21 protein-coding genes and 3 tRNA genes are annotated in these 23,930 nt (G+C 63.9%); 11 read left to right on the forward strand and 13 right to left on the reverse strand.

The features are described 5' to 3' along the window. Positions 1-45: 45 nt before the first annotated feature. The 5 genes from AC1PPK_RS15545 to AC1PPK_RS15565 all read right to left on the reverse strand — a co-directional run bounded on the left by AC1PPK_RS15545 (position 46) and on the right by AC1PPK_RS15565 (position 7,372). Positions 46-660 (reverse strand): LysE family transporter, encoded by a 615-nt coding sequence (locus AC1PPK_RS15545; RefSeq protein WP_481113939.1) that lies wholly within the window; start codon positions 658-660, stop codon positions 46-48. Between the two features lie 55 nt (positions 661-715). Then, positions 716-979, reverse strand: coding sequence for a PAAR domain-containing protein (locus tag AC1PPK_RS15550; RefSeq protein WP_481113940.1), 264 nt, complete (start codon positions 977-979; stop codon positions 716-718). 25 nt (positions 980-1,004) lie between these two features. Continuing rightward, positions 1,005-2,174: a hypothetical protein gene (locus tag AC1PPK_RS15555; RefSeq protein ID WP_481113941.1), complete on the reverse strand. Its 1,170-nt coding sequence runs from the start codon at positions 2,172-2,174 to the stop codon at positions 1,005-1,007. 302 nt (positions 2,175-2,476) lie between these two features. Beyond that, positions 2,477-4,630 carry a T6SS effector phospholipase Tle3 domain-containing protein gene (locus AC1PPK_RS15560; protein ID WP_481113942.1) on the reverse strand — a complete coding sequence of 718 codons (2,154 nt, stop codon included), beginning with the start codon at positions 4,628-4,630 and terminating at the stop codon, positions 2,477-2,479. 18 nt (positions 4,631-4,648) lie between these two features. Then, positions 4,649-7,372: a type VI secretion system Vgr family protein gene (locus AC1PPK_RS15565; RefSeq protein ID WP_481113943.1), complete on the reverse strand. Its 2,724-nt coding sequence runs from the start codon at positions 7,370-7,372 to the stop codon at positions 4,649-4,651. Between the two features lie 165 nt (positions 7,373-7,537). Here AC1PPK_RS15565 and AC1PPK_RS15570 point away from each other — a divergent pair, with 165 nt between their 5' ends. The 3 genes from AC1PPK_RS15570 (at position 7,538) to AC1PPK_RS15580 (ending at position 10,934) form a co-directional block, all read left to right on the forward strand. After that, positions 7,538-8,443 (forward strand): LysR family transcriptional regulator, encoded by a 906-nt coding sequence (locus AC1PPK_RS15570; RefSeq protein ID WP_481113944.1) that lies wholly within the window; start codon positions 7,538-7,540, stop codon positions 8,441-8,443. Between the two features lie 144 nt (positions 8,444-8,587). Then, the gene (locus tag AC1PPK_RS15575) at positions 8,588-9,778 is read left to right on the forward strand and encodes a 4-hydroxybenzoate 3-monooxygenase (protein WP_481113945.1); all 1,191 of its coding nucleotides are present in this window, start codon (positions 8,588-8,590) and stop codon (positions 9,776-9,778) included. Positions 9,779-10,013: 235 nt separating this feature from the next. Continuing rightward, positions 10,014-10,934 (forward strand): helix-turn-helix domain-containing protein, encoded by a 921-nt coding sequence (locus AC1PPK_RS15580; RefSeq protein ID WP_481113946.1) that lies wholly within the window; start codon positions 10,014-10,016, stop codon positions 10,932-10,934. Here AC1PPK_RS15580 and AC1PPK_RS15585 read toward each other — a convergent pair. Next, entirely contained in the window at positions 10,894-11,247 is a 354-nt protein-coding gene (locus tag AC1PPK_RS15585; protein WP_481113947.1) for a Rieske 2Fe-2S domain-containing protein, read from the reverse strand. The two genes, AC1PPK_RS15580 and AC1PPK_RS15585, sit on opposite strands and share 41 nt — an antisense overlap. 223 nt (positions 11,248-11,470) lie before the next feature. Here AC1PPK_RS15585 and AC1PPK_RS15590 point away from each other — a divergent pair. The 8 genes from AC1PPK_RS15590 (at position 11,471) to cydX (ending at position 16,358) form a co-directional block, all read left to right on the forward strand. Further along, positions 11,471-11,547: transfer RNA gene (locus AC1PPK_RS15590), tRNA-Arg, on the forward strand. A gap of 87 nt (positions 11,548-11,634) precedes the next feature. Next, positions 11,635-11,711, forward strand: a tRNA-Arg gene (locus tag AC1PPK_RS15595). A gap of 88 nt (positions 11,712-11,799) precedes the next feature. Continuing rightward, a tRNA-Arg gene (locus AC1PPK_RS15600) sits at positions 11,800-11,876 on the forward strand. A gap of 153 nt (positions 11,877-12,029) precedes the next feature. Beyond that, a complete protein-coding gene (locus AC1PPK_RS15605) occupies positions 12,030-13,043 on the forward strand; it encodes a YeiH family protein (protein WP_481113948.1) in 1,014 nt (337 codons plus the stop codon). A 306-nt stretch (positions 13,044-13,349) separates the two neighbouring features. Continuing rightward, on the forward strand, positions 13,350-13,532 hold the full coding sequence (gene cydP / locus AC1PPK_RS15610; RefSeq protein ID WP_481113949.1) for a cytochrome oxidase putative small subunit CydP: 183 nt from the start codon (positions 13,350-13,352) through the stop codon (positions 13,530-13,532). Next, positions 13,522-15,075 carry a cytochrome ubiquinol oxidase subunit I gene (locus tag AC1PPK_RS15615; protein ID WP_481113950.1) on the forward strand — a complete coding sequence of 518 codons (1,554 nt, stop codon included), beginning with the start codon at positions 13,522-13,524 and terminating at the stop codon, positions 15,073-15,075. Before cydP ends, AC1PPK_RS15615 begins: the two co-directional genes overlap by 11 nt. An 11-nt stretch (positions 15,076-15,086) precedes the next feature. Next, on the forward strand, positions 15,087-16,229 hold the full coding sequence (gene cydB / locus AC1PPK_RS15620) for a cytochrome d ubiquinol oxidase subunit II (protein ID WP_481113951.1): 1,143 nt from the start codon (positions 15,087-15,089) through the stop codon (positions 16,227-16,229). Between the two features lie 12 nt (positions 16,230-16,241). Further along, on the forward strand, positions 16,242-16,358 hold the full coding sequence (cydX, locus tag AC1PPK_RS15625; RefSeq protein ID WP_481113952.1) for a cytochrome bd-I oxidase subunit CydX: 117 nt from the start codon (positions 16,242-16,244) through the stop codon (positions 16,356-16,358). Between the two features lie 17 nt (positions 16,359-16,375). Here cydX and AC1PPK_RS15630 read toward each other — a convergent pair whose 3' ends face one another. From AC1PPK_RS15630 to asd, 7 genes are all read right to left on the reverse strand, one after another. Continuing rightward, the gene (locus tag AC1PPK_RS15630; protein ID WP_481113953.1) at positions 16,376-17,620 is read right to left on the reverse strand and encodes a cystathionine gamma-synthase family protein; all 1,245 of its coding nucleotides are present in this window, start codon (positions 17,618-17,620) and stop codon (positions 16,376-16,378) included. 181 nt (positions 17,621-17,801) lie between these two features. Beyond that, positions 17,802-19,145 carry an MFS transporter gene (locus tag AC1PPK_RS15635; protein WP_481113954.1) on the reverse strand — a complete coding sequence of 448 codons (1,344 nt, stop codon included), beginning with the start codon at positions 19,143-19,145 and terminating at the stop codon, positions 17,802-17,804. Between the two features lie 95 nt (positions 19,146-19,240). Next, a complete protein-coding gene (gene maiA / locus AC1PPK_RS15640) occupies positions 19,241-19,879 on the reverse strand; it encodes a maleylacetoacetate isomerase (protein ID WP_481113955.1) in 639 nt (212 codons plus the stop codon). A 3-nt stretch (positions 19,880-19,882) separates the two neighbouring features. Next, positions 19,883-20,593, reverse strand: coding sequence for a fumarylacetoacetate hydrolase family protein (locus AC1PPK_RS15645; RefSeq protein ID WP_481113956.1), 711 nt, complete (start codon positions 20,591-20,593; stop codon positions 19,883-19,885). Between the two features lie 35 nt (positions 20,594-20,628). Further along, complete coding sequence (locus tag AC1PPK_RS15650; protein ID WP_481113957.1) at positions 20,629-21,684, reverse strand: cupin domain-containing protein; 1,056 nt, start codon at positions 21,682-21,684, stop codon at positions 20,629-20,631. A gap of 34 nt (positions 21,685-21,718) precedes the next feature. Then, on the reverse strand, positions 21,719-22,921 hold the full coding sequence (locus AC1PPK_RS15655; RefSeq protein WP_481113958.1) for a 3-hydroxybenzoate 6-monooxygenase: 1,203 nt from the start codon (positions 22,919-22,921) through the stop codon (positions 21,719-21,721). Positions 22,922-23,049: 128 nt separating this feature from the next. Next, positions 23,050-23,922, reverse strand: coding sequence for an archaetidylserine decarboxylase (gene asd / locus AC1PPK_RS15660; protein WP_481113959.1), 873 nt, complete (start codon positions 23,920-23,922; stop codon positions 23,050-23,052). Between the last annotated feature and the right edge of the window lie 8 nt (positions 23,923-23,930).

The raw sequence follows: 23,930 nt of genomic DNA on the forward strand, positions 1-23,930 counted from the left end.
CAACGCGCTGGTGAGTCCAGGCGTGTAAGAAAAATCGACAACGATTCAGCGTGTTACGGCCAGTTTGATGCCGAAGGCGATCAACATGCTGCCGGCCAGCTTCTCCAGCGCACGGGACAGGGTTGGGCTGCTTCGCAGCCGTTCGGCGAGAAAATGGGTCAGCAGCACCGCGATGAGGCCATACAGAAAAGTCAGTGTGGCAATGCTCAGGGCCATGATGCCGTAGGTGGCGAGGCCCGGATTGCGTGCTGGATCGATGAAGAGTGGAAAGAAGGCCATATAGAAGACAATGGCTTTCGGATTGAGTAGCGTGATCAGCAGCGCCTGGCGCAGGTAATGCCGCGGGCGGATGTTGAGCACCGGCGCCTGCCCGGGTTTGGCGAGCAGCATCCGCATCCCCAGCCAGGCCAGGTAGGCGGCACCCAGCCATTGCACGGCCTGGAAGGCCAGCGGATTCATCGCCAGCAGGGCGGCCACGCCGCCCACCGCGAGCCACATCAAGACCTGGTCGCCGAGGATCACGCCGCAGGTTGCGGCCAGACCACCGCGGATGCCGCCTTTGCCGGTGGACGTCATCAGCGCCAGATTGCCGGGACCGGGAATCAGCAGGAAAAGAATGATGGCGAGGACGAAAGCAGGGTAGTCGGTAATGCCGGGCATGGTGGCCGTATTCGAGAGCGATGCGGAGCGGGCATTGTACGGACGCAGGACGGCATCAGGTGCGCCCGCTGCTGCTCTGTGTGGAGATCAGCCTCGCCCCACAACTGGTCCTGTGACCGTCGAAGGCCACCGGGATGCCGTCGCTCAGTACTTTCGGATCACCTTCCGCAATCACGCAATTTTCGTGGCCGCGCATCGGGCATATGCAGCGATCGCCCACCCGGGCGACGCTTCTGCCCATCACCCGGTGGGACGGACTGGCCTGCACCACACTGCCGCCATGGCTGGTGGGATCGCCAAGTCGGATGACGCCTTTCATTGCAACCTCCGGGAGTGAGGAGTGTTCAATCGGAGAATCCCTGCGGGTACGTGGCCCAGTCCGCGTCCTTGCGCAGCCCCCACCAGGGCAGGTAGGCGTTGCCTTCTCCACGGGCGCGGAACCAGTCGCGGTTGGGATCGAAGACGCGCGGCCGGGCCGGCGGGGTGACGACGACGGCGCTGAGGCGGTCGGTTTCGGTGGTGCCGAGCACAAGGACCGGCTTGCCTTTCTGGTGCGTCCACGCGATGGCCAGCGCGACGTTGGTCAGCGCGGTGCCGGCACGCATGTCGCCGAGCAGCTTGGGCGTGTTGAAGGTCTGGGTGGCGAAGTCGAATTCGGGGTTGAGCGTGCCGAGGGCATGGCCGACTTGTGCCAGCCGACGTCCGGCCGCATCGGAACCGAAACCGGCGTCGTGGATGACGTGGCCGAGGGCTGGGATTGTCGTGTCGGCCTGCGTCGCTGCATCGCGGATGGCGGCTTGCCAAGCTTGGAGTTGGCGGGACGCGTCGGGCTGGGTTTCGAAGTCCTCGCTCTTGTGGACTGTCGGGTAGCCGATCCACGCGAGCGGTTCGCGCTTGGTGTCGAAGTCGGGGCCGGCGAGGACGAGGAGGACGCAGTTCTCGGTCATCTGCTCGTCCTTGGGGTGATCCGGGGAATCCCAGGTCATCGCCCAAACGGATTCCTTGGGGTGCGTTTTGAGGTAATCGAGGGCGGCGGTGAGGGAGGTGAAACCGACGCTGGCGCCGCCGACGGAGATGTGTACGTCGGCGGGGACATCTCGGGTGGAGAGATTGGGGTTGAAGAATTCGAATTCTGAAGTGATTGCTTCTTGCGCGATTTTGGCCGCTTCATTGGGAGGTAGGAGGGGCGTATCGGGAAGCGCAAATTCGATATGGATGCCGGCAAGTTCACGCCAGTCTTTTGGGGAGCGTGGCTGAACGCTATAAAAGTACTTCGGGTTCATGACGTAGGGGCGACCGAAAGGCGGGAGAATTCGACGCACATAGCCCCCGAAAAAACTGGAAAAGGAAACCTTGTTGCCCATATTCCAGACAATGGCGGCTACGGGCTGAACAGTAGAAAAAGAAGTGGGGTCTGTTCGGACCATGTCGTCGTTTTTATTTGGTCGTGCTAATCCCTGTGTCCATAGTAGTTGCCACTCGGTCGGGTAATCCCGCCGCACGAGCGGATTCATCCACTGCACGCCAACAATTTGAGCTCTGAACGCGATAGCGTTTCTGTCTGATCCTGATATGGCGAGGTCTGGCGGAGCTGCTGTTGCTGTGCTAACGATTTCAGTTGGTGACCACTTGAAAGCCATTGCACTTAGAATGATAGGGGCAATTAAGAGGCGAAGCATAATCTCCTCGATATTCCACGTATGAGCGGATGTTTTTGTGTCTTGATTCCAGGCTAGCAATATGGCGACAGCCAGCGTAGTGAGAAAAATGCAAGCCGAAAGAGCTATTTTTCGGCGCCTGTTTGCGAAAAAAATTCTCATTGCTGATAGGAGCGTGCCGAGGATTGTGTGGTGCGCTCATCAATGATTGTTAATGGCATTAGGGCTTCTGGATCAGAGTTTGCCCATAGGTGGATATCTTGACGTTTCATTGTGCCGCTCATGAAGTACTCCGATAGATTGGCGTGGGGGTGGTGTTGATCAATGAGACCAGGGAGGTAGCGCCAATCCGCTTCCACTCGTAATTCCTGAAGTTGATCCTGGGTTAATTTGCACACTCCAATCGCAACGTCGTAAGCCATCGCCTTCTCCGCGTGCATGGGGTTGGTGACAATCGTCGAATGGTCTGTTGCATTCTGATCAACCGATTCGGACAAAAACGTTTTGATCTTGGCGCTGCGCCATTGCTTGTGAGCTTTGCTGGCCTGCGCCGGGTCGTCTTCGCCAATGACCCGATTGCTTTCATCGGCCAGTCCTTCGCGCCGAGCTCGCATGCGCAGGCGGGCGCGGTCTTCGTAGCGCATCTGGGCTTCGGAATTGGCGTCGCCCATTGGGCGGTCATCCATCGAGCCATCCTTCGTTTTCAAGGTAGTGTGGGAGTCGTAGGGGTCGTGAGCGGCCTTCTCCGCCTGGGGCTTCTGCGCATTCCGTGAATTGCCACCCGGGTCATAGCCCTCATCGAACTGCTCGCTGACCTGGCCGAAGCGGCGAGCTTGGGGGGTGAAGGGCTCGGGCAGTGGGGGCGCATTGATCGGAATGACCCAGTTTTCCTCCGGGTTGGCATTGACTGGGAGCTTGAAGAGATCCACGGCGCTGAGGAGCCAGCAGGTTGCGACGGTCATCGTCTTGCCGAGCAGGCTCGTGTTGGCGTCGAGGCCGTGGCGCAGGGAGAAGCGGGCGGAGGGCGAGGGGGGATGCCAGAAACCATCCTTGCCGTCTTTCAGTTTCTTGTTCCAGCGGTCGTTCAGGTAGTGGTAAGCGGAAGATTTGCCGGGCGGTGCGCCGACTGAATAGCCTTGGGCGAAGACACGTTGGCTGAATACGTCTTTCCCGTTGCATGCCTCGATTTCTTTTGCGTGCATACCGAGCCAACCGATGCCCTGTACCGGTGTTGCCGAGATGACCTGATCGTGGGGGCAGCAATACAGCGTGACCCGGCCGTAGGTGTGCTCCTTGAAGCCGTGAGTCTTGCGGTCCGTTTCTGCCTTGTATGGGGTTCCGACCGGGCAGTTCTCGTTGGCCATGGCCTTGTCGATGCTGGCTGCATCCTGCTCCTTGCTGGCGCGGGCATGCAGGATCCCGAAGTAGTGGGCCAGCGTCGCGCTCCGGGCTGCCGAGGTCTGGCGTCCGCTCGTCTGGTTGTTTGTGCTGATGGTGTAGCGCTGGGTCCAGTGCTCGGCGAAGTTATCGGGCCGCAGGCTCAGCGGCGGATTGCACAGGATGTAGTTGTCGGCAACGGCGTCGCCGAGGCGTTCGCCGAGAAATGCTGCGGCGATGCCGACCATGTTTCCCTGGCTGTGGCAGACGATGGTGACCGGGCAGTCCGCCTGTTTGGCGCGGATTGATGCGACCAGCTTGGCGAGCCTGAGCGCGGCGAAAACGTAGTAGCTGCGCGGTGGGCAGGCGAAGACGTCACGGCCCGGAACGGGGTTCACGTGCTGGGCTGTGAGCCACAGGAACAGGCGGTCGTTGGTGCCTTCGCTCCAGAGGTCGGGCAGACTGGTGCAGCCGTTGGCGAAGGGGCCACCGCCCCAGTAGTCCTGCTCGTTGAGCCAGATGTTGGAGCCGAAGGTCTTGAGGTCTTCCTTGCTGGCCTTGTAGCCCCAGCGGAAGCGGATCACGGGAGACCAGTGAGTTTGCGAAGTCTCGATGAAGTTCTTGGCACTGCGCTTGGGGCTGATAAACCCGTCAGGAGTTAGTTCCGCGGTATATCGAACCTCCCTCAACTGCCCAGCCTCCGGCCCTTGACACGCCAGTTGCTCCGACTGCCGGGCCAGCCGCTTGTTGAGCCCCTTGCACAGGCCTTCTTCGCTGGCGTCGAACCATTCGCCGTCCGAATTGACGCCATGCACGAAGATCACTACACCAGGCAGCGGGAGGGGGTTGGGGATCTTCTTCTGGCTGTGGTTGGGGTTGGTGAAGAACTGGCCGGTGGCCAGGGGCTGGGGCGTGTTGAGTCCGGGGGCAATCATGGCGAAGGACAGGGTCGGTTATTGGTCGGGGGCGAAGAACTGCACGCTGATTTGCTCAAAGGTGCTGCCCTCGAGGGCGGAGGTCTTGCCGGCGGCATCCGTGTGGCCGGACAGGGTGCTGCCGTCGGGGCGGGTGATCGAGTAGGGGATGCCGCTGATGGGCTGGCCGTCGGTAGCACGGACCAGCACGGGTGTGCGGCCAAGGTCGCCGGCGGAGAACTTGGGCAGGTCGGTTTGGCCTGAGGCGCTGCCGGACCATTGGTGGCTGGAGGCCTTGACGGTGAAAGCACCGGGGCAGCCCAATTCGATACGGCCGCCGGCCAGCTTGATGTAGGCACCGCCGGATTCGGCGAGAAGGATCTCCTCGGCGGCCATGACCTGCACCTTGCCTTCGCTGGCGGAGAGTTTCAGGTTCTGGCTGGCATTGACCTGGGTGTCGCCGTGCTGGGACTGGAGTTCCAGCTTGCCGTGGTGGGCGAGGATCTTGATGCCTTCCGATTGGGCGAACATCGCGATGCCCTTGCCGGTGTTGAGAGTATGGCGGCCGGCGCAGGCCGACTGAAGGTGCTGACCGGCGACGATGTCCACATTCTTGCCGGCATGGGCCACTACGGCCTCAGGGCTGTTGAAGTAGACGCCGGCTGGGGCGCTGACGGCGACCAGCGGCTTGCCACCGCCGGCTCCGCCCCTGGCGGTGTTGGAGCCAGCCTCCCAGTTCTTCAGGTCGTCGTGGAGCTGGCTGTGGGGCGCGTTGTCATTGGCCTTGCCGCCGTGCTGGGCGGCGTAGTCGCCGATTTGTTTGAAGAAATCCAGCTGTTCTTCCATCAGGCTCAGCAGCTCCTGCCGGTCCAGCTGGGCGCCGGACGCCTTGAAGCGCGACCAGGCGGACACGAGCAGACCCTTGGCGGCGCGGAGGGCGCCGGCCGCGTCCGTGGCCAGCTCGAAACCTTCGCCGCGGGCTTCGGACTGCCCGTCCTGGCGCGGCTTGCCGAGCCAGCCGAGGTTGAGCTGGCTGGTGGTGTAATCGGACGACAGTTGGGCGCTGATCTGTGCCGAGGTGTCGTCGAAACGCAGCTGGTTGTGGCCGCTGCCCTTGATCTCCTTGCTGCGCAGCCCGTACAGCGCACTGTTGGCGGGCAGGCTGCCGTAGCCGGAGAAGCGCGGCGGCTCGTGGGTACCGTTGTAGGCCGCGCCGAGGACAATCGGTCTGGATGGGTCGCCTTGCAGAAAGCCGATCAGCACTTCCGAGCCGACGCGGGGCCAGAAGGCCGCGCCGTAGGCATTGTCGGCCCACGGATGCATGACCCGGATGCGTGCGGAATCCCGCGGCGTTCCTGAAGTGCCGTAGCCGTTGGGATGATCCTCCGGACGCGCGAAGGGGAAGCGCACGGCAACCCGCCCCTGGTCGTCCACATCGATCTCGCTGCCTTCCGCGCCCACCACGATGGCGCTGAGGATGCCGATGGGAGACACATCGGCAGCTGAGTGAAAGGGGACGACGGCGACGTCCTGCTGCACGCATTCGAAGCGGTTGTAGTAGATCGGCGCCTCTGCCCGCTCTTCTGCGTTGCCGTCGTTGCCGGGAATATTCCAGCCCTCGGCGAGGCGGCGTTCCAGCGCCGGATCGAGAGGAATGTTGTTACGGGCGTAGAGCTGGAGCCGGGTGAGCGTGAACTTCCGCCGATCGCGGGGCCAGGCGTCGATCTCGGGGTGTTCGCTCAGCCCGAAGACGGTGGCGTGGGCGAACTGGCGGACCACCGATTCGCCGCGCCAGCCCGAGGCGGCGAACTCGTGGGCCAGGATGCGGGCACGACCCATTTCGTCGTAGTGGGTGCTGTCGGCGGCCTGCTGCGGTGCGTCGTAATGGTAGTCGGTCAATGTGCCGGCCAGCGCATTGCCGGCCTTGCCTTGCTTGAGCACCGTGGGCTGCACGTTCTCTGAGGCTCGGACGGACTTGTAGTCAAAGCTGGCGCGGGTGATGGAGGAGGGTGCCTGGGTCCGCCAGGCGCACCAGGCGACGACGGTGTCGCGTTCCTCGGTGGCGTCGGCACGGTGGAAGCGCACGGTGCCGGCGGGGTTGTCGGGAAAGGCGCCGGGTCGGTCGGTGAGCAGCAGCGTGTGCTGCGGGACATCCTTGTCCAGTGCGAACTGGAAGCTCCAGGCGATGCCTTCCTGGCGCCACAGGCGGGTGAGGAAGGCATGGTCGCTTTCGCCTGCCTGCAGTGTGAAGGCGCGCTTCGGGTAACTCTTCTGGAGGCCGGTGATGACGAACTTGAAGGCCTGGGCGAGGAGCGTGTTGCCGCGGATGTGTTCGGCGAGGATCTGCTCGGTGATCTCGACGACCGAGGTTTCGCAGAACACCCGCCAGGTGCTGCGCCGGCGGAGTATGGCGAGGGCGTCCTCGAAGACCAGTTCGATGGCCGTTGCCGCACCGTCGGACAGGCGTTGTTCGGCGGAGGTGACGATGCCGCTGATCAGCCGGCGTCCGCCGCGGTCGTCACCGATGGTCGCTGCAACGGGAAGGCCCAGCAGCTCGGTCAGATCGATCCGGTTGTCATCGGCCAGGCATTGCAGGCGATAGCGGACGCCGTCGCAGATGGCCTCCTCGCCGGCGAACTGGTAAGGCACCAGGCGCTTGACGGCTGCTGCTGCGTCGTCGGGAAACCGCAGCCTCAGGATGGAGTTTGCCTGGCTGAGAGCGTTGAGGAGGCTGGACAGGGCCGATGCGAGAGGAGATGTCATGAGCGCTCGATGTCATCAGTGCCGTAAAGCCTGTCTTTTTAGGTTAATGTCATTTTCATGTCAACATGACATGTGTATTTTTCGATCTGCCAATGGCACATTTCGGTCGACCGTGACGGCCCTGCAGTAAGATGGGCGCTCTGTGCCGAGAACCAGCTGCCGCCCATGAACCCCCTCGACGCCCGCCTGCTCAGCGTCTTCGACGAAGTCTTCAAGTCCCGTAGCGTGAGCCGTACGGCGGAGACGCTGAACATGGGGCAGCCGGCGGTAAGCATCGCGCTGGGCAAGCTGCGGGAGCAGTTTGGCGATCAGTTGTTCGTGCGCACTGCTGGCGGCATGGAGCCGACGCCGCTGGCTGAGTCGCTGATCGAGTCCGTACGCGAGGCCTTGCAGGCGCTCGACCGGGTGTTGGGGCAGCGCACCGAGTTCGACCCTTCTCAATCGAGCCGCTGCTTCCGGATCTGCATGACGGACATCAGCCAGCTGGTGATCATGCCGGGCTTGTGGCGGCGCCTGCGCGAGGTGGCGCCACGGATACAGATCGAGGTGCTACCCCTGTCGCCGGATACGTCGGACTTGCTCGAGAGCGGGCGGGCCGATCTGGCGATTGGTTTCATCCCGCAGTTGGAGGCGGGCTTCTACCAGCAGGCCCTGTTCCGCCAGCACTATGTGTGCATGGTGAGCGCAGACCATCCGCGCATCCGCGACGGCCTGACTCCCGAACAGTTCGAGGCAGAAGAGCATGCGCTGGTCAGCACCCAGGGCACCGGCCACCTGATCGTGGACCAGGAACTGGCCCGCCAGGGAATCCGCCGGCGGGTGGCCTTGCGGATTCCCAATTTCGTCGGTGTGGCCTTCTTCATTGAGCAGACCGAGTTGCTGCTGACCATTCCCAGGCGCCTCGGTGAAGTGCTGGCCGGGCGCGGGCGTTTCCGCTGCTTCCCGGTGCCGTATCCCTTGCCGGAATACTCCGTGCGCCAGCACTGGCACGAGCGCTTTCACAATGACCCGGCCAATCGCTGGCTGCGTGGCCTGGTTGCCGACCTGATGTGCGAAGCCGGGCCGGTCTGAGCTGATTTTCGCTGCGGCGATACCCTCCGGCCGCAGTCGTTCCAAAAGTGCAATTTGTACTGCTGATTCGTCCATTCAAGCGATCTATGTCTGTCCGTAACCTGCGTCCTGTCGAACACAACAACTCTGACAGGAGACAAGGACATGACGAAGACCCAGGTTGGCATCATCGGTGCAGGCCCGGCGGGGCTGCTGCTTTCCCACATGCTGCATCTGCAGGGCATCGAGTCGGTGATCGTCGAGCAGCGCTCGCGGGAGGACATCGAGGCGACCATCAAGGCCGGCGTGTTGGAACATCCCACCGTCGAACTGCTCAAGGAACTGGGCGTCGGCGAGCGCATGGTGCGCGAAGGTTATGTGCATAACGGCATCGAGCTGTCCTTCGGCGGCAAGCGCCACCGTATCGACCTGCCCGAGCTGACCGGCGGCAAGTCGATCACTGTCTATCCGCAGCATGAGGTGATCAAGGATCTGGTGGCGGCGGTGCTCGCCAACGGCACGACCATCGAGTTCGGCGTGTCCGACGTGAGCCTGAATGGCATCGACGGCACGCAGCCGTCCATCCGTTACGCCAAGGATGGCGAGGCCCGCGAGATCCAGTGCGACTTCATCGGCGGCTGCGACGGCTTCCACGGCCCGTCCCGCCAGGCGATCCCGGCGTCCATCCGCCAGGAACACCTGAAGGTCTACCCGGCCGGCTGGTTCGGCATCCTGTGCGAGGCCCCGCCGTCCAGTGACGAACTCATCTACGCCCAGAGCGACCGCGGCTTCGTGCTGGTCAGCACGCGTACGCCGGACGTGCAACGCATGTATTTCCAGTGCGATCCCAACGACAGCGTCGACAACTGGTCCGACGACCGCATCTGGGCTGAATTCCGTGCCCGCCTGGCCAACGACGACGGCTGGCAGCTGAAGGAAGGTCGGATCTTCCAGAAGGGCATCATCGCGATGCGCAGCTTTGTCTGCGAGACGATGCAGCACGGCCGCCTGTTCCTGGCCGGCGACTCCGCCCACATCGTGCCGCCGACTGGCGCCAAGGGCCTCAACCTGGCGGCCGGCGACGTGGTGCTGCTCAGCAAGGCGATCGTCGATTTCTACCGCCGGGACGAGCGGGTCGGCCTTGACAGCTACAGCGTCCGGGCGGTCAAGCGGGTGTGGCGCGGCGAGCACTTCAGCTGGTGGATGACCAACATGCTGCACGACTTCGACGGCGAGGACACCATCACCCGGCGCTTCCGCCGTTCGCAGCTGGAGTACACCGTCAGCTCCCGCGCGGCGGCGGCATCGTTGGCGGAGAACTACGTTGGGTTGCCGTTCGAGGGCTGGCAGAGCTGATTGGCATCTGATCTGCGACAGGCGGGCCATAGCAGAATTGTCTAGCTGCTAGTGGGCCCGCGTACTGTCGGCGGGATGGAGGCGGCGTCATAATCGGCGCCAGTGTTGGCGTCGTGCCGCTTCCGGAGTCCCGTGATGCATCTCTTTCCGCATTTCCCCGCGTGGCATTCGGGTTTCGTGCTGTACGGCGAGGCCGGCCGGACGCCGGCGAACCTTCTTCCCTGAGGCGCTACGCATGGACATGCGCGTCAGGTCCCGCTTCGTTGCGCCCAAGCCGCTGATCCCGAGCTTCACTTTATATGGTGAAGCGGCCGAGCCGGTGCGCGAGCTTCTCCATATTGAAGAGATCCAGTCCCGCAGCCGCATCCACGACTGGGAGATCCAGCCCCATCTGCACCACGGCCTGTACCAGGTGGTATGGATCACCGAGGGAGCGGCAAGCGTCGCGCTGGATGCGGGGCGCCAGGAGGTAACGGGGCCGGTGGCGGTGATCATTCCGCCCGGTACCGTGCATGGCTTCCGCTTCGCGCCGGAGACCCAGGGCCGGGTGCTTACGCTGGGTGGCCACTTCCTGGTCGAAGGGGAACTGGATACGGTCGGAAAAGCCCTGCGCGAACTGTTCGCCGGGCCGCGCGTGTTGTGCTTCGATGCGGAAGACCCGGTGGTAGGGCGGCTGGATGCACTGCTGCGGGAACTCAACGCCGAATTCATGAGCCCGGGCATGGCCGGCTCGCCGCCCTTGCGTTGGCTATCCCAGACCATCGTCTGGCACCTGGCCCAGGCCGGCGCCCGCTTGCAGGCGTTGGGGGAGGGGAGTCCGGTAGCGGTGCATCAGGCGCTGTTCACCCGCTTCGTGCTGCAGGTCGAAGCCCATTACCTGGAGCACTGGCCAGTGGCCCGCTACGCCAGCCAGCTAGGTGTGAGCACCCCGCGCCTCAACCGCCTGACCCGTGCGGAGTGCGGTGGCAGCGCGCTGGACGTGATCCACGAGCGTTTGACCCGCGAGGCCTGCCGGCTCCTTCTGTATACAACCGAGCCGGTCACCGGCATCGCGGCCAGCCTGGGCTTCGACGATCCGGCCTACTTCTGCCGCTTCGTCAAACGCCGCACGGGGCTCAGTCCGTCCCGCTACCGCCAGTCCCACACAGGGCGTTGACTGCGCTGGCGTCGGTGTCCACCCACACCATGCCATCCTCGAATTTCATCGCGTACTCCGGGATCTGGCAGCCGGTGGGCGACAGGCCCTGTCCGTTGCGGGCGTCGAAGACCCAGTTGTGGGACGGACAGACCAGCGTACGGCCATTGAACATACCCTTCGACAGCGGAAAGGTGCCGTGCGGGCAGATGCCGTCGAAGGCGCGCGGCTGACCGCCGTCGGCCCAGACGATCAGGATTTCCTTGGCGCCGGCCATGCACGGCACCATTTCACCTTCGTAGAGATAGCTCTGCTTGCAGACGGGGACGAACATCTTGCGCTCCTTGGGGCGTGGGATCATCGACAAGGGCTGGCGCAAAAAACGGGGCGTGGTGTCGCAAACCCTCCGTTTTGATCGCGCAAAAGCCCGGCTGCAGACAGGTACGCAAGAAGGACGCCAAAGGGGGAATTTCGGGGCGCTGAAGAGAAAGACATCAAACTGCAACGAAAGGCTTCCAATTTCTCCGAAGCTATGTATAATGCCGGTCTTTCGCAGCGCGCCCGTAGCTCAGTTGGATAGAGTACTTGGCTACGAACCAAGGGGTCGTGGGTTCGAATCCTGCCGGGCGCGCCAGTTTTACCAGAATCGCTTCGATGCGGTTCTGTTCAGTCGGGAAGCAATGTCTTCCGCCGGGTCTCCGGTTGACTGATTGTGAAGTGTGCGCCCGTAGCTCAGTTGGATAGAGTACTTGGCTACGAACCAAGGGGTCGTGGGTTCGAATCCTGCCGGGCGCGCCAGTTTTGCCAGAGTCGCTTCAGTGCGGCTCTTTCAACCGCAGAGGCAATGGCCTCACCGGGTTTCCGGTCGGTTGAGCGTGTGAGTGTTGCGCCCGTAGCTCAGTTGGATAGAGTACTTGGCTACGAACCAAGGGGTCGTGGGTTCGAATCCTGCCGGGCGCGCCAGATTGAAAAGGGACTGCAGAAATGCAGTCCCTTTTCGCATTGCACGTACGATTCTGTATATCTATTTTACAGATGTATTTATTCTAAATAATCCATTTTATCTAATATATTAGTTGACGCTAATATCTCGGCTCTACATCGAGGACAGCGTCAATGAATCTCTTCGCATATCTCAACACGCGCGTGTCATGGCTGATTGGACTTGGCCTGTGCATGTTCCTGGCTGCGATGGCTTACACGGTCAGTCGGCTTGGTTTCATCGGTCGTCTTGGCATCGGGCCGCTGACACTGGCGATCCTGTTCGGCGCGCTGCTCGGCAACGGCTTGCCGGAGCGTTTTCGGCAGCGCTTCACCCCTGGCGTATTGCTGGCACAAGGGAGGGTGCTGCGGACGGGTGTTGCCCTCTACGGGTTCAACTTGAGCGTTCAGCAGATCATCGGCGTCGGTTCCCGTGCGCTGCTGACCGATCTGCTGATGATGACGAGCACGCTGCTCGTTGGCTGGTTGGTGGGAACCCGTTGGCTCAAGCTCGATCCGCACACCGTGATCCTTACCTCGGCCGGAAGCGCGATCTGCGGGGCGGCGGCAATCCTGGCTACCGAGCCGGTTGTAGGCGCGCAGCCCCACAGGACCAGTGCGGCGGTCGGCACGGTTGTCCTGTTCGGCACCCTGGCAATGGCGCTCTACCCCTGTCTTCAGCGCTTCATCCACTGGCCGGCGCAGACGTTTGGCGTCTATGTAGGCGCGACGGTGCACGAAGTGGCCCAAGTGGTAGCCATTGGCAATGCGGTGGGCGGCGGTGCTGAAGACACCGCGGTGATCGTCAAGATGTTGCGGGTGATGATGCTGGCCCCGTTCCTGTTTGGTGTGAGCCTGTTTCTGAGGTGTCGTGGGGAGGGCATCTCCGGAGGTGTGCGTGTGCCGTGGTTTGCGCTGGGCTTCGTGGCCGTCGTGGGCCTGAATTCCTTGCAACTGTGTTCTCCGGCGCAGATGGAGACGCTGCGGGCTGCCGACACCTTGCTGCTGACCGTGGCGATGGCGGCTCTTGGCCTGGAAACCCGTCTCGCGCGCATCCGCAAAGCTGGCAGCGGGGCGCTGTTGCTCGGTGCGATCCTGTTCCTGCAACTTGTGGTCGGCGGGGCGGCCGTCGTGTGGCTGCTGGGGTGAGCTTTGCGGAACCGCTGTGGCTGGATGGGGCTCGAACCAGGTGCGGCCCGGAAGTCTCGGGACACAACGAATACGTCCGTGTCATGGTGGTTTGACCTGCTGTCGAAATGCTGCCAGATACTGCCATTGAGCAATTCATGACTGCCAATGGCTGTCGCGGCAGCCTCGAGGCAGGGGCCGGTCTGCGACCAATCGTCGCGAAAAGTCGAATTCAAGCCTTTGTTGTAAAAAGACTTTGTCGAAATTCGGCAGAATGGCACGACGCTTGATAAGCAAAGTCTGATTTTCCAACAAGGCAGTCGAACCATGACCCCAACTGACTCATTCCTGTTACGCCACCTGGGCTGGATCCTCCTCGCCAAGGCCATTGCGCTTGGCGCCCTGTGGTGGTTCTTCGTTCACGACGCAAAGGTGCCGGTCGATCCGGCGGCCATGTCTGCACATCTTGCCGGCCCCATGGCTGGCCAGGGAGGCAGTCATGGTCACTGAGCAAGTGGTCGATCTTTCCCGCCTTCAGTTTGCCGCCACGGCCCTCTACCACTTCCTTTTCGTACCGCTGACCATCGGCATGGTGTGGCTGCTGGTGATCATGGAGTCGGTCTACGTGATGACCGGCAAGCAGCTCTACAAGGACATGACCCGCTTCTGGGGCAAGCTGTTCGGCATCAACTTCGCGCTGGGGGTCACCACCGGCATCACCATGGAGTTCCAGTTCGGCACCAACTGGGCCTACTACTCCCATTACGTCGGCGATATCTTCGGTGCGCCGCTGGCCATCGAAGGCCTGATGGCCTTCTTCCTCGAATCGACGATGATCGGCCTGTTCTTCTTCGCGTGGGACCGGCTTTCCCGCAAGCAGCATCTGCTGGTGACGATCCTGATGGCCGTGGGCACCAATCTGTCGGCGCTGTGGATCCTGATCGCCAACGGCTGGATGCAAAACCCGGTGGGTGCGGAGTTCAGCTACGTGACGATGCGCATGGAGATGACCGACTTCTGGGCGCTGCTGTTCAACCCGGATGCCCAGGCCAAGTTCGTGCATACCGTGTCGGCCGGCTACGTGACCGGGGCGATGTTCGTACTGTCGATCTCGTCCTGGTACCTGCTCAAGGGGCGTGACGTGGAGTTCGCCAAGCGCAGCTTCGGCATCGCGGCGGCCTTCGGCTTCGCGTCGGTGTGTTCGGTGATCGTGCTCGGCGACGAGTCGGGCTACACCGTCGGCGAGGCTCAGCAGACCAAGCTTGCCGCTATCGAGGCGATGTGGGAGACAGAGCCGGCGCCGGCCTCGTTCAATCTCGTTGCTATCCCCAACGAGGCGGAGATGAAGAACGACTTCGCCATCGAGATCCCGTGGGTGATGGGCATCATCGGCACGCGTTCGCTGAGCAAGCAGATTCCAGGCATCAAGGAGATCAAGGCCAAGAACCGGGAGCGCATTGTCGCCGGTATCGGCGCGGTGACGGCCCTCGAAGCCTTGCGCCGCGATCCGGACGACGTCCACGCCCGCGAGGCCTTCGAGCGGCACAAGGCCGACTTGGGCTTTGGCCTGCTGCTGAAGAAATACACTGCCGACGTGGGCCAGGCGACGCCGGCAATGATCGACCGGGCAGTTAACGACACAGTGCCGCGCGTGACGCCGATGTTCTGGAGTTTCCGCCTGATGGTGGCTTTCGGTTTCGGCATGCTGGCCCTGTTCAGTCTGGCCCTGTGGTACTCGGTGAAAGGAACCTTTGCCGACAAGCCCTGGCTGTTGCGCTGGGCCGTGTATTTCCTGCCGGTGCCGTGGTTGGCCTGTGAAGTGGGCTGGTTCGTCGCCGAATACGGGCGCCAGCCGTGGACGATCTACGGCGTGCTGCCGACCCATCTTTCCGTTTCGACTCTCAGCGTGGAAAGCCTGTACGGGTCGCTGGCCGGCTTTGTCGGCTTCTACACGGTGCTGCTGGTCGTCGAGATGTACCTGATGACCCGCTTTGCGAAGCAGGGCCCCGGCAGCCTGGGGACCGGTCGTTATGCCAACGAGGCCCACGCCTGAAGGAGATCCACATGTTGCTCGATTACACGACTCTCAAACTGATCTGGTGGCTGCTCGTCGGCGTGCTGCTGGTGGGCTTCGCGATCATGGACGGCCACGACATGGGCGTCGGCACGCTGCTGCCCTTCGTCGGCCGCGACGATGTGGAACGGCGGGTCATCATCAATACCGTCGGGCCCCACTGGGACGGCAACCAGGTGTGGTTCATCACCGGCGGTGGAGCGATCTTCGCGGCCTGGCCGCTGGTCTATGCGACGGCTTTCTCCGGCTTCTATTGGGCCATGCTGGCAGTGTTGTGGGCGCTGTTCTTCCGGCCGGTGGGTTTCGATTACCGCAGCAAGATCGACAACCCGACCTGGCGGCGCACCTGGGACTGGGGGCTGTTCGTCGGAGGGGCGGTGCCGCCGCTGATCTTCGGTGTGGCCTTCGGTAATCTTTTCCTCGGCGTGCCGTTCAGCTTCGATGCGCAGCTGGTGTCCACCTATTCGGGCTCGTTCTGGGAATTGCTGAGTCCGTTCGCGCTGCTGTGCGGCGTGGTGTCGTCGGCGATGATCTGCTTCCACGGTGCGATCTACCTGGCCCATCGCACCCAGGGTGAGCTCCAGTGGCGTGCCTTGCGGGGGGCCGGCTTCTTCGGCGGTCTGATGCTGCTGGCTTTTGCTGCAGCCGGTGTGTGGCTATGGATGGGCATTCCCGGCTACGTGATCCAGTCCGCACTGGATACCGCGGCCCAGCCGAACCCCCTCGCCAAGACCGTCGTCCGCGAAGCCGGTGCGTGGTTTGCCAATTACCGGCATTACCCGCTGACCTTGGCGTTGCCGGCCGTAGCCTTTGTCGCAGTACCGGCAGCCCAGGCGCTGGCGCGCTCGGGGCGCACGATGGCGGCGTTCTGGGCCTCGGCGCTGGCCATCGTGGGGGTCATCGGCACCGCGGGGGCTGCCTTGTTCCCGTTCATCCTGCCGTCGTCCATCGATCCCAACGCCAGCCTCACGGTATGGGACAGCGTGTCCAGCCAGCTCACCCTGACCATCATGCTGGTGGCGACCGTACTGTTCATGCCGATCATCATCATCTACACCGCCTGGGCCTACCGCGTCATGGGCGGCAAGGTCACCGCCGCCTACGTGCGGGAAAACAGCCATTCGGTTTATTGAGGAGAAGGACAGATGTGGTATTTCGCCTGGATTCTGGGAATCGGCTTCGCGGTGCTGCTGGCCATCCTCAACGCCCTGTGGGCTGAGCACGAGGAGAGCCGTCGTGCCGGGAGGGGTTCCTCCCGGTAATCGACAGTTTTTCTCAATCAAGCCAGCGCGCGCTCGAAGTCGGCGATCAGGTCGGCCTCGTCCTCGAGGCCGACCGACAGGCGGATCAGGCCTTCGGCAATGCCCATCGCGGCGCGCGCTTCCTGGCCCGCCTCCCAGAAGATGGTCGGCGCGACCGGGATGATCAGCGTGCGCGTGTCGCCCAGCCCGGTGGCCTTGATCGGCAGGCTGAGGCGGTTGAGTACGTCCACCAGCGTCGTCGGGTCGCTCAGTTCGAAGCTGAGCAGCCAGGAACCGGCCGCGAAAAGGCTCGTGGCGCGCTCGTGGTTGGGGTGCGACGGCAGGAAGGGGTAGTGGACCGCATCGATCTTCGGATGGCGTTCGAGCCATTGCGCCAGCGCGAGTGCCGTGCTGCTGGCTCGCTGCACGCGTAGGGCGAGGGTTTCGCTGCCGACACTGATGCGGTGCGCCTGTTCCGACGACAGGGTGGCGCCGGTATCGCGCAGGCCTTTCTTGCGGATCTGCACTAGGCCCCAGGCTTTGGGATCGCCCTTGCGATAGGCCGGAAAAATGTTCGGATAGGGAGTCCAGTCGAACAGTCCGGTATCGGTGACCGCGCCACCGAGGGCTTCTCCATGACCGGCGATGGTCTTGGTCAACGAATTGATGACCAAGCTGGCACCAACGGCACGGGGTCGGAACAGCGCCGGGGAAGTGATCGTGTTGTCGACCACGAAGATGAGCCCGCGCTGGCGGCACAACTCACCGATGCCTGCCAGATCGGCAATCTGGGTCCGCGGATTGGCAATCGTCTCGACGAAGACCATGCGGGTTTCCGGCCGGATGGCGGCGGCAACCGCCTCGACGGAACAGGCATCGACCTTGTCCACCGCGACGCCCAGGCCTTCCATCGTGCCGAGGAGGCTGTTGGTATTGCCGAAGATGTAGCGGCTGGCGACGAGGTGGTCACCGGCGCGCAGCAGCGTGAGGAAGACTGCCGAGATGGCGCCCATGCCTGTCGCGAAGCACACGGTGCCCACGCCGTTTTCCAATGCGGTGATCTTGGCTTCGAGGGCGGCCGTCGTCGGCGTGCCCTGGCGGGCATACTGGTAGCCGCCCTTGTAAGTACCCTGGAACGCGCCGATCAGATCCTCGACCCGGTCGAAACCATATTGCACCGAAGTGTGGATCGGTTTGTGGATGCCGCCGTGCTCGACGCCGAAGCGGCGATCGGAATGGACGTTGTCGGTGGTCAGCGCGTGATTGTCAGGAGACGATTTCATTTCTCAAAGCTCAATGGGGTTGTGGCGGGTGCCCACCTGAGGAGCGCCGGAGTGACTGGGTCGCCAAATTCCCGGCCGCTCCAAGTTCCCGATTCGGGTGAACACCATAAGGATGCCTGATCGCCACGCCCTCGTCGCCTGGAAATGTATCGAGACACTGCTTGTCGGTACTTGCCTCCTGTCAGGCCGTCGTCGGCTGGACGGCCTGTTGCCGGCTGCGCTGGAGCCCGAACATCAGCATCGTCAGGCCGGCGATTACCGCCGGCAGGCCGACGATCATGAACACCGACGACAGCGGCAGGTTCATCGTCAGCATCGCGCCGCCGCCCACCGAACCGAGTACCGAGCCCATCCGCCCGACGCCGTTGGCCCAGCTGACGCCGGTGGCGCGGCAGTCCGTCGGGTAGAAACCGGCGGACAGGGCGTTGGCGCCGACCTGGGAGCCGGACACGCAGAAGCCGGCGCAGAACACCGCCAGGCCGGCCAGCACGGGGTTACCGGAGAGGCTGCCGATTGCCGTGACGAACAGCCCGGCGAGCATGTAGCTGGTGGCCAGGACCCGGTGCGGCGTGACCCGGTCCATCAGCCAGCCGAGGACGATGGCGCCGACCGTACCGCCGACCTGGAACATCGTGGTGACCAGCGAGGCGGTCTTCAGGGAGACGCCGGTGCTCTTGAGGAAGGTCGGTAGCCAGCTCGACAGCAGGTAGATCACCAGCAGGCTCATGAAGAAGGTCAGCCACAGCAGGAGGGTGCCGCGCAGCAGATCCGGCCGGAACAGGTGGCTGACCGGCATGCCCGCGGGCTTGTGGTGGCTGACGATGAAGCGAGCACCATCGAAGTCTTGGGCCGGATCGATGCGACGCAGTGTGGCGGCCACACGATGGAAGCCCTTGTTCTCCATCACCAGGTAGCGCACGGATTCCGGCAGGCGCCAGACGAGCGCCGGCAGTAGCGCCAGCGGCAGCACGCCGCCGAGCATGAGTACCGAGCGCCAGCCGTAGGCCTCGACGAGATGAGCCGAGGCAAGCCCGCCCAGCGCAGAGCCGACCGTGAAACCACAGAACATCGCCGTGACGAGGAAGGCGCGGCGCTTGTCAGGGCAGAACTCGGAGGTCAGCGTCACCGAATTGGGCATCGCGCCGCCGAGGCCAAGGCCGGTCAGGAAGCGCCACATTACCAGTTCGGTGGCCGAGCCCGAGTAGGCCGACAGCAGGCTGGCGACGCCGAAGAACAGCACGCAGGTAATCAGGACGCTCTTGCGCCCGAAGCGGTCGGCAAGGGGGCCGAAGAGGAAGGCGCCTGCCATCAGGCCGGCCAGGCCGGCGCCGAACAGTGGCGCGATGTCGCCCGGTGTCAGTTGCCATTCAGCGCGGATGGCTGGCGCCAAAAAGCCGATGGCGGCGGTGTCGAAGCCGTCGATGGCGACAATCAGGAAGCACAGCACAATGATCAGCACCTGGTAGGGACTGAGGGCGTGGTAGGCGATGAAGTCCGTGACGTTCATGGTGCGCGCGTGGTTCATTTTTTGTCTCCGTCTCGTTTTGGGTGGGCGTGCCGGGGCATCCGCGATACCGGGCGGTATCGCGGTGCGCGCTCTGTTTGTCGTTGTGGGTGGGTTTAGCCGGCGTCGGGCTGGACGGCCGGCGCTGCGCGGCGGAAGGCGTCGAGCTGCTGGCAGGCCGCGTCCACGGCCTGGATCAGCGGCCAGCGGGCCAGGTCCGCCTTGAAGCGGCGGGCGCTCTCCACCTGGGGTACCAGGTACACATCGGCCAGCGTCGGCGTGTTGCCGTAGCAGAAGGCGCCGCGCTGCGTATCGGCGGCCAGCAGGGCTTCCAGGGCGTCGAAGCCGGCGCCGATCCAGGTGGCGCACCAGGCGTTGATGGCGGCCTCGTCGCAGTGCAGCGTGTGGCGCAGGTATTCCAGGATGCGCCGGTTGTTGATCGGGTGGATGTCGCAGCCGACGATGGCCGCCAGAGCTCGCACGCGGGCGCGGGCGTCGGCGTCTTTCGGCAGCAGCGGTGGCTCGGGATGGCGTTCTTCCAGCCACTCGATGATGGCCGGCGACTGGATCAGAACTTGCCCGTCGGCTTCCAGCGCCGGCACCAGCCCTTGCGGGTTGAGGGCCTTGAAGGCCGGCCCCAGGTGCTGCTCGGTGCGCAGGTCTACCGGCAGGTACTCGTAGTCCAGCCCCTTCAGGTTCAGCGCGATGCGCAGCCGGTGCGAGGTGCCGCTGCGGAAGAAGTTGTGCAGCTTCATGGCTTACTCGGGGGCGCCGACGGTCAGGTGGATGTCGCCGACGCCATCCACATGGCCGGTGATCACGTCACCCGGCTTCACCGCGCCAACGCCTTCCGGGGTGCCGGTGTAGATCAGGTCGCCCGGCTCCAGGTGGTAGAACTGGGACAGGTTGACGATCAGCTCGCGAATGTTCCAGATCAGCTTGGAGAGATCGGAGGACTGCTTGGTCTGGCCATTGACGGCCAGGCTGATGGCGCCCGCTTCGAGCACGCCGCGTTCGCCGGCCGGCACGATCTCGCTGCACACAGCGGACTTCTCGAAGTTCTTGCCCAGGTCCCACGGACGGCCCTGTTCGCGGGCCACCAGCTGGAGGTCGCGGCGGGTCATGTCGAGGCCGGCGGCGTAGCCGTAGATCAGCTCGCCGGCTTCGGCCTCGGTGACGCGGAAGCCGCTGCGGCCGATGGCTACCACCAGCTCCATCTCGTAGTGGTAGTTCTGCGTGCCGGCCGGGTAGGGCACGGTGGCGCCGGATTCGACGAGGGTGGATGGGTCCTTGATGAAGTAGAAGGGCCGCATCGTGGCCTTGTCCACCGGGCGCTCCATCTCGATGGCGTGGGCGTGGTAGTTGCGGCCGACGCAGAAGATGCGCTTGACGGGGAGGCGCGCCTCGCTGCCCTGCACGGGCAGGGAGAAGACGGGTTGCGGGTTCCACAGGTAGGTCTGCTGGGTCATGTCTGTTTTCCTTGGTATGGGGTGTGTGAGGTGGTTCAGCCGCGGTTCTCGAAGACGCCGAGCTTGCGGTGCAGCGGCGTTTCGTCGGCGATGAAGACGAAGGCTGGGCTGTTGCTGGAGCGGTTGGAGAGACGCACGGGGGTGTAGCCGGGGGCGCAGCAGGTGTCGGCCTCGGCGAGGGCGAAGCTGTTATCGCCGATGGCGACGTCGATGCCGCCCTCGATCAGGTGGAAGACCATCGCCGGCGAGCGCACTGGCAGGCTGAGCGTCTGGCCCGGGCGCAGCATCAGCGCGTAGAAGCCGAGGATGTTCTCGGCGTCGGTGCCGGTCTCGGGATTCACGTAGCTGACTTGCACGGCTTGTAGCTCAGGCTGATCGGCGGCCAGCGCCTCCAGCGCGGCGCGGGCTTCGACCCACGGGTAGCGCAGCATCGGGTAGGCCTTGTTCGAGCGCTCGAACACCTGGGTTGGCACCACGCCGCCGCGGGCGTAGCTGCGGTCGCCGCGGCCGGGCTTGACGGCCTGGGGTTCGCCGTCGATGTGGTAGGAGGCCTCCATGTAATACACCAGCGGCAGGTCCAGCACGTCCAGCCACACCACCGGACCGTCGCCGTCGTGGCCGTGCTCGTGCCACAGGCCGGTCGGGGTGAGGATCAGGTCACCACGGCTCATCGGGCACTTCTCGCCGTCCACCGTGGTGTAGGCGCCTTCGCCTTCGACGATCATCCGCACCGCGTTGGGGGTGTGGCGGTGGGCCGGCGCCCATTCGCCGGGCAGCAGCAACTGCATGCCCAGGTACATCGCCGCGCTGGCCTGCATCTTCTCGAGGCCGTGGCCGGGGTTGGCCAGCACCAGCACGCGGCGCTCGGCCTTCTCGATGGGGGTCAGCTCGCCGGCCTTCATCAGCAGCGGGCGCAGGGTTTCATAGGGCCAGTGGATCGGCCGGGTGTTGGGCTGCGGCTTGCCGGCGGGCAGTACCGCGCGCAGGCTCGGCCACAGGGGCACGAGGTTGAGGCGGGCGAGGTCCTCGCGGTAGTCGAGGGGCAGGTCTTCCAGACGCCCCAGGGTGTCGAAACGGCTTTGGTCTTGCATGGTCGGTTTCCTGTTTGGGTTCGAATGGATGGGCTCAGTCTTTGGCCAGGCAGTTGTCGGCGTTCCAGCCGTACAGCCATTCCATCGCGTCGTAGAAGCGCTCGGCGCTGCGCCCCTTCCACAGGTCGTTGCGCACCAGGCGCTCGACGCCCTTGGCGTGGTAGATGCGGCCCATCTCGCGGGACGACAGCACGATGCGGGCGGTGCGGGCCACGCGGGAGCGCTGGTAGAGGTCGAAGGCCTTGACGAAGTCGTTGTCGTGGACGCGCAGGGCTTCGCCGAGGGTGACCGCGTCTTCCATCGCCATGCAGGCGCCCTGGGCCATGTACTGGGTGGTCGGGTGGGCGGCGTCGCCAAGCAGGGTCACGCGGCCGAAGGTCCATTGGCCGATCGGCTCGCGGTCGGCAGTGGCCCAGCGCTTCCAGCTCTTGGGCAGCTCAATCAGCTGGCGGGCCTTAGGGCAGATGCCCTGGAAGTAGCTCTGAACCTCCTCGGCGCTGCCTTCGGTGACGCCCCATTCCTCCTGCTGGCGGCTGTGGAAGGTGACCACCACGTTGTATTGCTCGCCACCGCGCAGCGGGTAGTGGACCAGGTGGCAGTTGGGGCCGACCCAGATGCTGGCGGCGTTCCACTGCAGGTCTTCCGGGAAGTCCTTCTTGTCCACAACCGCGCGGTACACCACGTGGCCGGTGACGCGGGCCGGATCGCCGACGAATTGCTCACGCACCACCGAGCGCACGCCGTCGGCGCCGATCAGCGCGATGCCGCGGTGGGCGTTGCCGTGCTGGTCGTACACCGTCACGCTGTCGGCATCCTGCTCGATGCGGCTGACGTGGGTGGAGGTCAGGAACTCGACGCGGCCGGTTTCCTGGGCGCCTTCGAGGAGGGACATGTGCACATCCACCCGATGGATCACCGCGTAGGGATTGCCGAAACGCTTGCGGAAGGCCTCGCCGGTGGGGATGCGGCCGACGACACTCTCGTCGAGGGCGTCGTGCATGACCATGTAGTCGGTATACACGGCGCGGCCGCGGGCCTTGTCGCCGACGCCGAGGGCGTCGAAGGCGTGGAAGGCGTTGGGGCCGAGCTGGATGCCGGCGCCGATCTCGCCGATCTGCGCGGCCTGTTCGAGCACCTTCACGGAGAAGCCCCGGCGGGTCAGGGCGAGGGCGGCGGCGAGGCCGCCGATGCCGCCACCGGCGATGATGACCGGCAGCGCGTTGGGGGTGGTGTTCATGGCGTCTCCTGATTTGATTTGATGTAGATCAAGTGTGGAAGATGCCAACTATTTTGAAAATGCAATTTATATAATAGGCTGATTTCCTTTATCGAATAGTTGTGGGATTGGATTCACGCTATACGCGCTCAAGCCACGTCTGGACGGCGCAGCAGCGGTTCGCCCATGCGGATCGGGCTGCCTTCGCCGATGCCCGCGCACAGGCTGAAGCCCTTCGGCGCGAAGACGATGATCGTCGAGCCGTGCTGGAACCAGCCCATCTCCTGGCCCTTGGCGAAGCGGGCGGTGGCGGGGATTTCGTTGGGACCGCGGTAGCGGATGTGCAGCAATACATCCAGCCAGTGCAGGCGGATGCTGGCGACGAGGATCGCCGCCACCGGTACCAGGGTCAGCGGGGCGCCGTCGGTGAGGCGGGTACGGATCACCGCCCGCTCGTTCTTGCAATACAGGCGCTCGACCCGCTTGAGGGCTGGCGGATTGACGTTCCACACGTCGCCGGAGATGTAGGTGACGTGCTCCACCTGCAGGTCCGCCGGGGAATGGAAGCGGTGGTACATGCTCGACTTGAGGCGCAGCGTCACGTAGTTGCCGTCCCGGTAGGTGTCCACCAGCGCCGGGTCGCCGAGCAGGTCGATGAGCGGGTAGGGCGCACCCTTGGCCTGCAGGGCGGTGACGCCGTCGAGCGAACCGCAGGCGCCGACGATGGCGTCGCAGGGACTGCTGAGCACCGCCGGGTCGGTGGCTATGGTCCGCGCGCCGTCCTTCAGCTCCCGCGTGAAGCAGTCGTGCATGCTGCGGAATTCCTGCTTCTTCGCTTCCGACAGGTCCAGGTCGGCGAAGGCTTTCCATATGGCGATGGATAAGCGGGCGACGAGGGGATGTTCGATCTTGCTGAACCAGCCGACGAAGCGGGTCAGCAGCGCACGCGGCAGGCGGTTGGTGAGCAGGAAGTTGAGGTCTTCCTGGTTCGTCAGGCGGGCGAGCAGGCTGGGGTTTTTCATGGTTTTGT

The sequence above is a fragment of the Zoogloea sp. JDB1 genome, assembly GCF_056724025.1.

What these genes read in the sequence shown, in the direction of transcription:
- AC1PPK_RS15545 (WP_481113939.1), bottom strand. Translation starts at nt 660, where the DNA reads ATGCCCGGCATTACCGACTACCCTGCTTTCGTCCTCGCCATCATTCTT.
- AC1PPK_RS15550 (WP_481113940.1), bottom strand. Translation starts at nt 979, where the DNA reads ATGAAAGGCGTCATCCGACTTGGCGATCCCACCAGCCATGGCGGCAGT.
- AC1PPK_RS15555 (WP_481113941.1), bottom strand. Translation starts at nt 2,174, where the DNA reads ATGAATCCGCTCGTGCGGCGGGATTACCCGACCGAGTGGCAACTACTA.
- AC1PPK_RS15560 (WP_481113942.1), bottom strand. Translation starts at nt 4,630, where the DNA reads ATGATTGCCCCCGGACTCAACACGCCCCAGCCCCTGGCCACCGGCCAG.
- AC1PPK_RS15565 (WP_481113943.1), bottom strand. Translation starts at nt 7,372, where the DNA reads ATGACATCTCCTCTCGCATCGGCCCTGTCCAGCCTCCTCAACGCTCTC.
- AC1PPK_RS15570 (WP_481113944.1), top strand. Translation starts at nt 7,538, where the DNA reads ATGAACCCCCTCGACGCCCGCCTGCTCAGCGTCTTCGACGAAGTCTTC.
- AC1PPK_RS15575 (WP_481113945.1), top strand. Translation starts at nt 8,588, where the DNA reads ATGACGAAGACCCAGGTTGGCATCATCGGTGCAGGCCCGGCGGGGCTG.
- AC1PPK_RS15580 (WP_481113946.1), top strand. Translation starts at nt 10,014, where the DNA reads ATGGACATGCGCGTCAGGTCCCGCTTCGTTGCGCCCAAGCCGCTGATC.
- AC1PPK_RS15585 (WP_481113947.1), bottom strand. Translation starts at nt 11,247, where the DNA reads ATGTTCGTCCCCGTCTGCAAGCAGAGCTATCTCTACGAAGGTGAAATG.
- AC1PPK_RS15605 (WP_481113948.1), top strand. Translation starts at nt 12,030, where the DNA reads ATGAATCTCTTCGCATATCTCAACACGCGCGTGTCATGGCTGATTGGA.
- cydP (WP_481113949.1), top strand. Translation starts at nt 13,350, where the DNA reads ATGACCCCAACTGACTCATTCCTGTTACGCCACCTGGGCTGGATCCTC.
- AC1PPK_RS15615 (WP_481113950.1), top strand. Translation starts at nt 13,522, where the DNA reads ATGGTCACTGAGCAAGTGGTCGATCTTTCCCGCCTTCAGTTTGCCGCC.
- cydB (WP_481113951.1), top strand. Translation starts at nt 15,087, where the DNA reads ATGTTGCTCGATTACACGACTCTCAAACTGATCTGGTGGCTGCTCGTC.
- cydX (WP_481113952.1), top strand. Translation starts at nt 16,242, where the DNA reads ATGTGGTATTTCGCCTGGATTCTGGGAATCGGCTTCGCGGTGCTGCTG.
- AC1PPK_RS15630 (WP_481113953.1), bottom strand. Translation starts at nt 17,620, where the DNA reads ATGAAATCGTCTCCTGACAATCACGCGCTGACCACCGACAACGTCCAT.
- AC1PPK_RS15635 (WP_481113954.1), bottom strand. Translation starts at nt 19,145, where the DNA reads ATGAACCACGCGCGCACCATGAACGTCACGGACTTCATCGCCTACCAC.
- maiA (WP_481113955.1), bottom strand. Translation starts at nt 19,879, where the DNA reads ATGAAGCTGCACAACTTCTTCCGCAGCGGCACCTCGCACCGGCTGCGC.
- AC1PPK_RS15645 (WP_481113956.1), bottom strand. Translation starts at nt 20,593, where the DNA reads ATGACCCAGCAGACCTACCTGTGGAACCCGCAACCCGTCTTCTCCCTG.
- AC1PPK_RS15650 (WP_481113957.1), bottom strand. Translation starts at nt 21,684, where the DNA reads ATGCAAGACCAAAGCCGTTTCGACACCCTGGGGCGTCTGGAAGACCTG.
- AC1PPK_RS15655 (WP_481113958.1), bottom strand. Translation starts at nt 22,921, where the DNA reads ATGAACACCACCCCCAACGCGCTGCCGGTCATCATCGCCGGTGGCGGC.
- asd (WP_481113959.1), bottom strand. Translation starts at nt 23,922, where the DNA reads ATGAAAAACCCCAGCCTGCTCGCCCGCCTGACGAACCAGGAAGACCTC.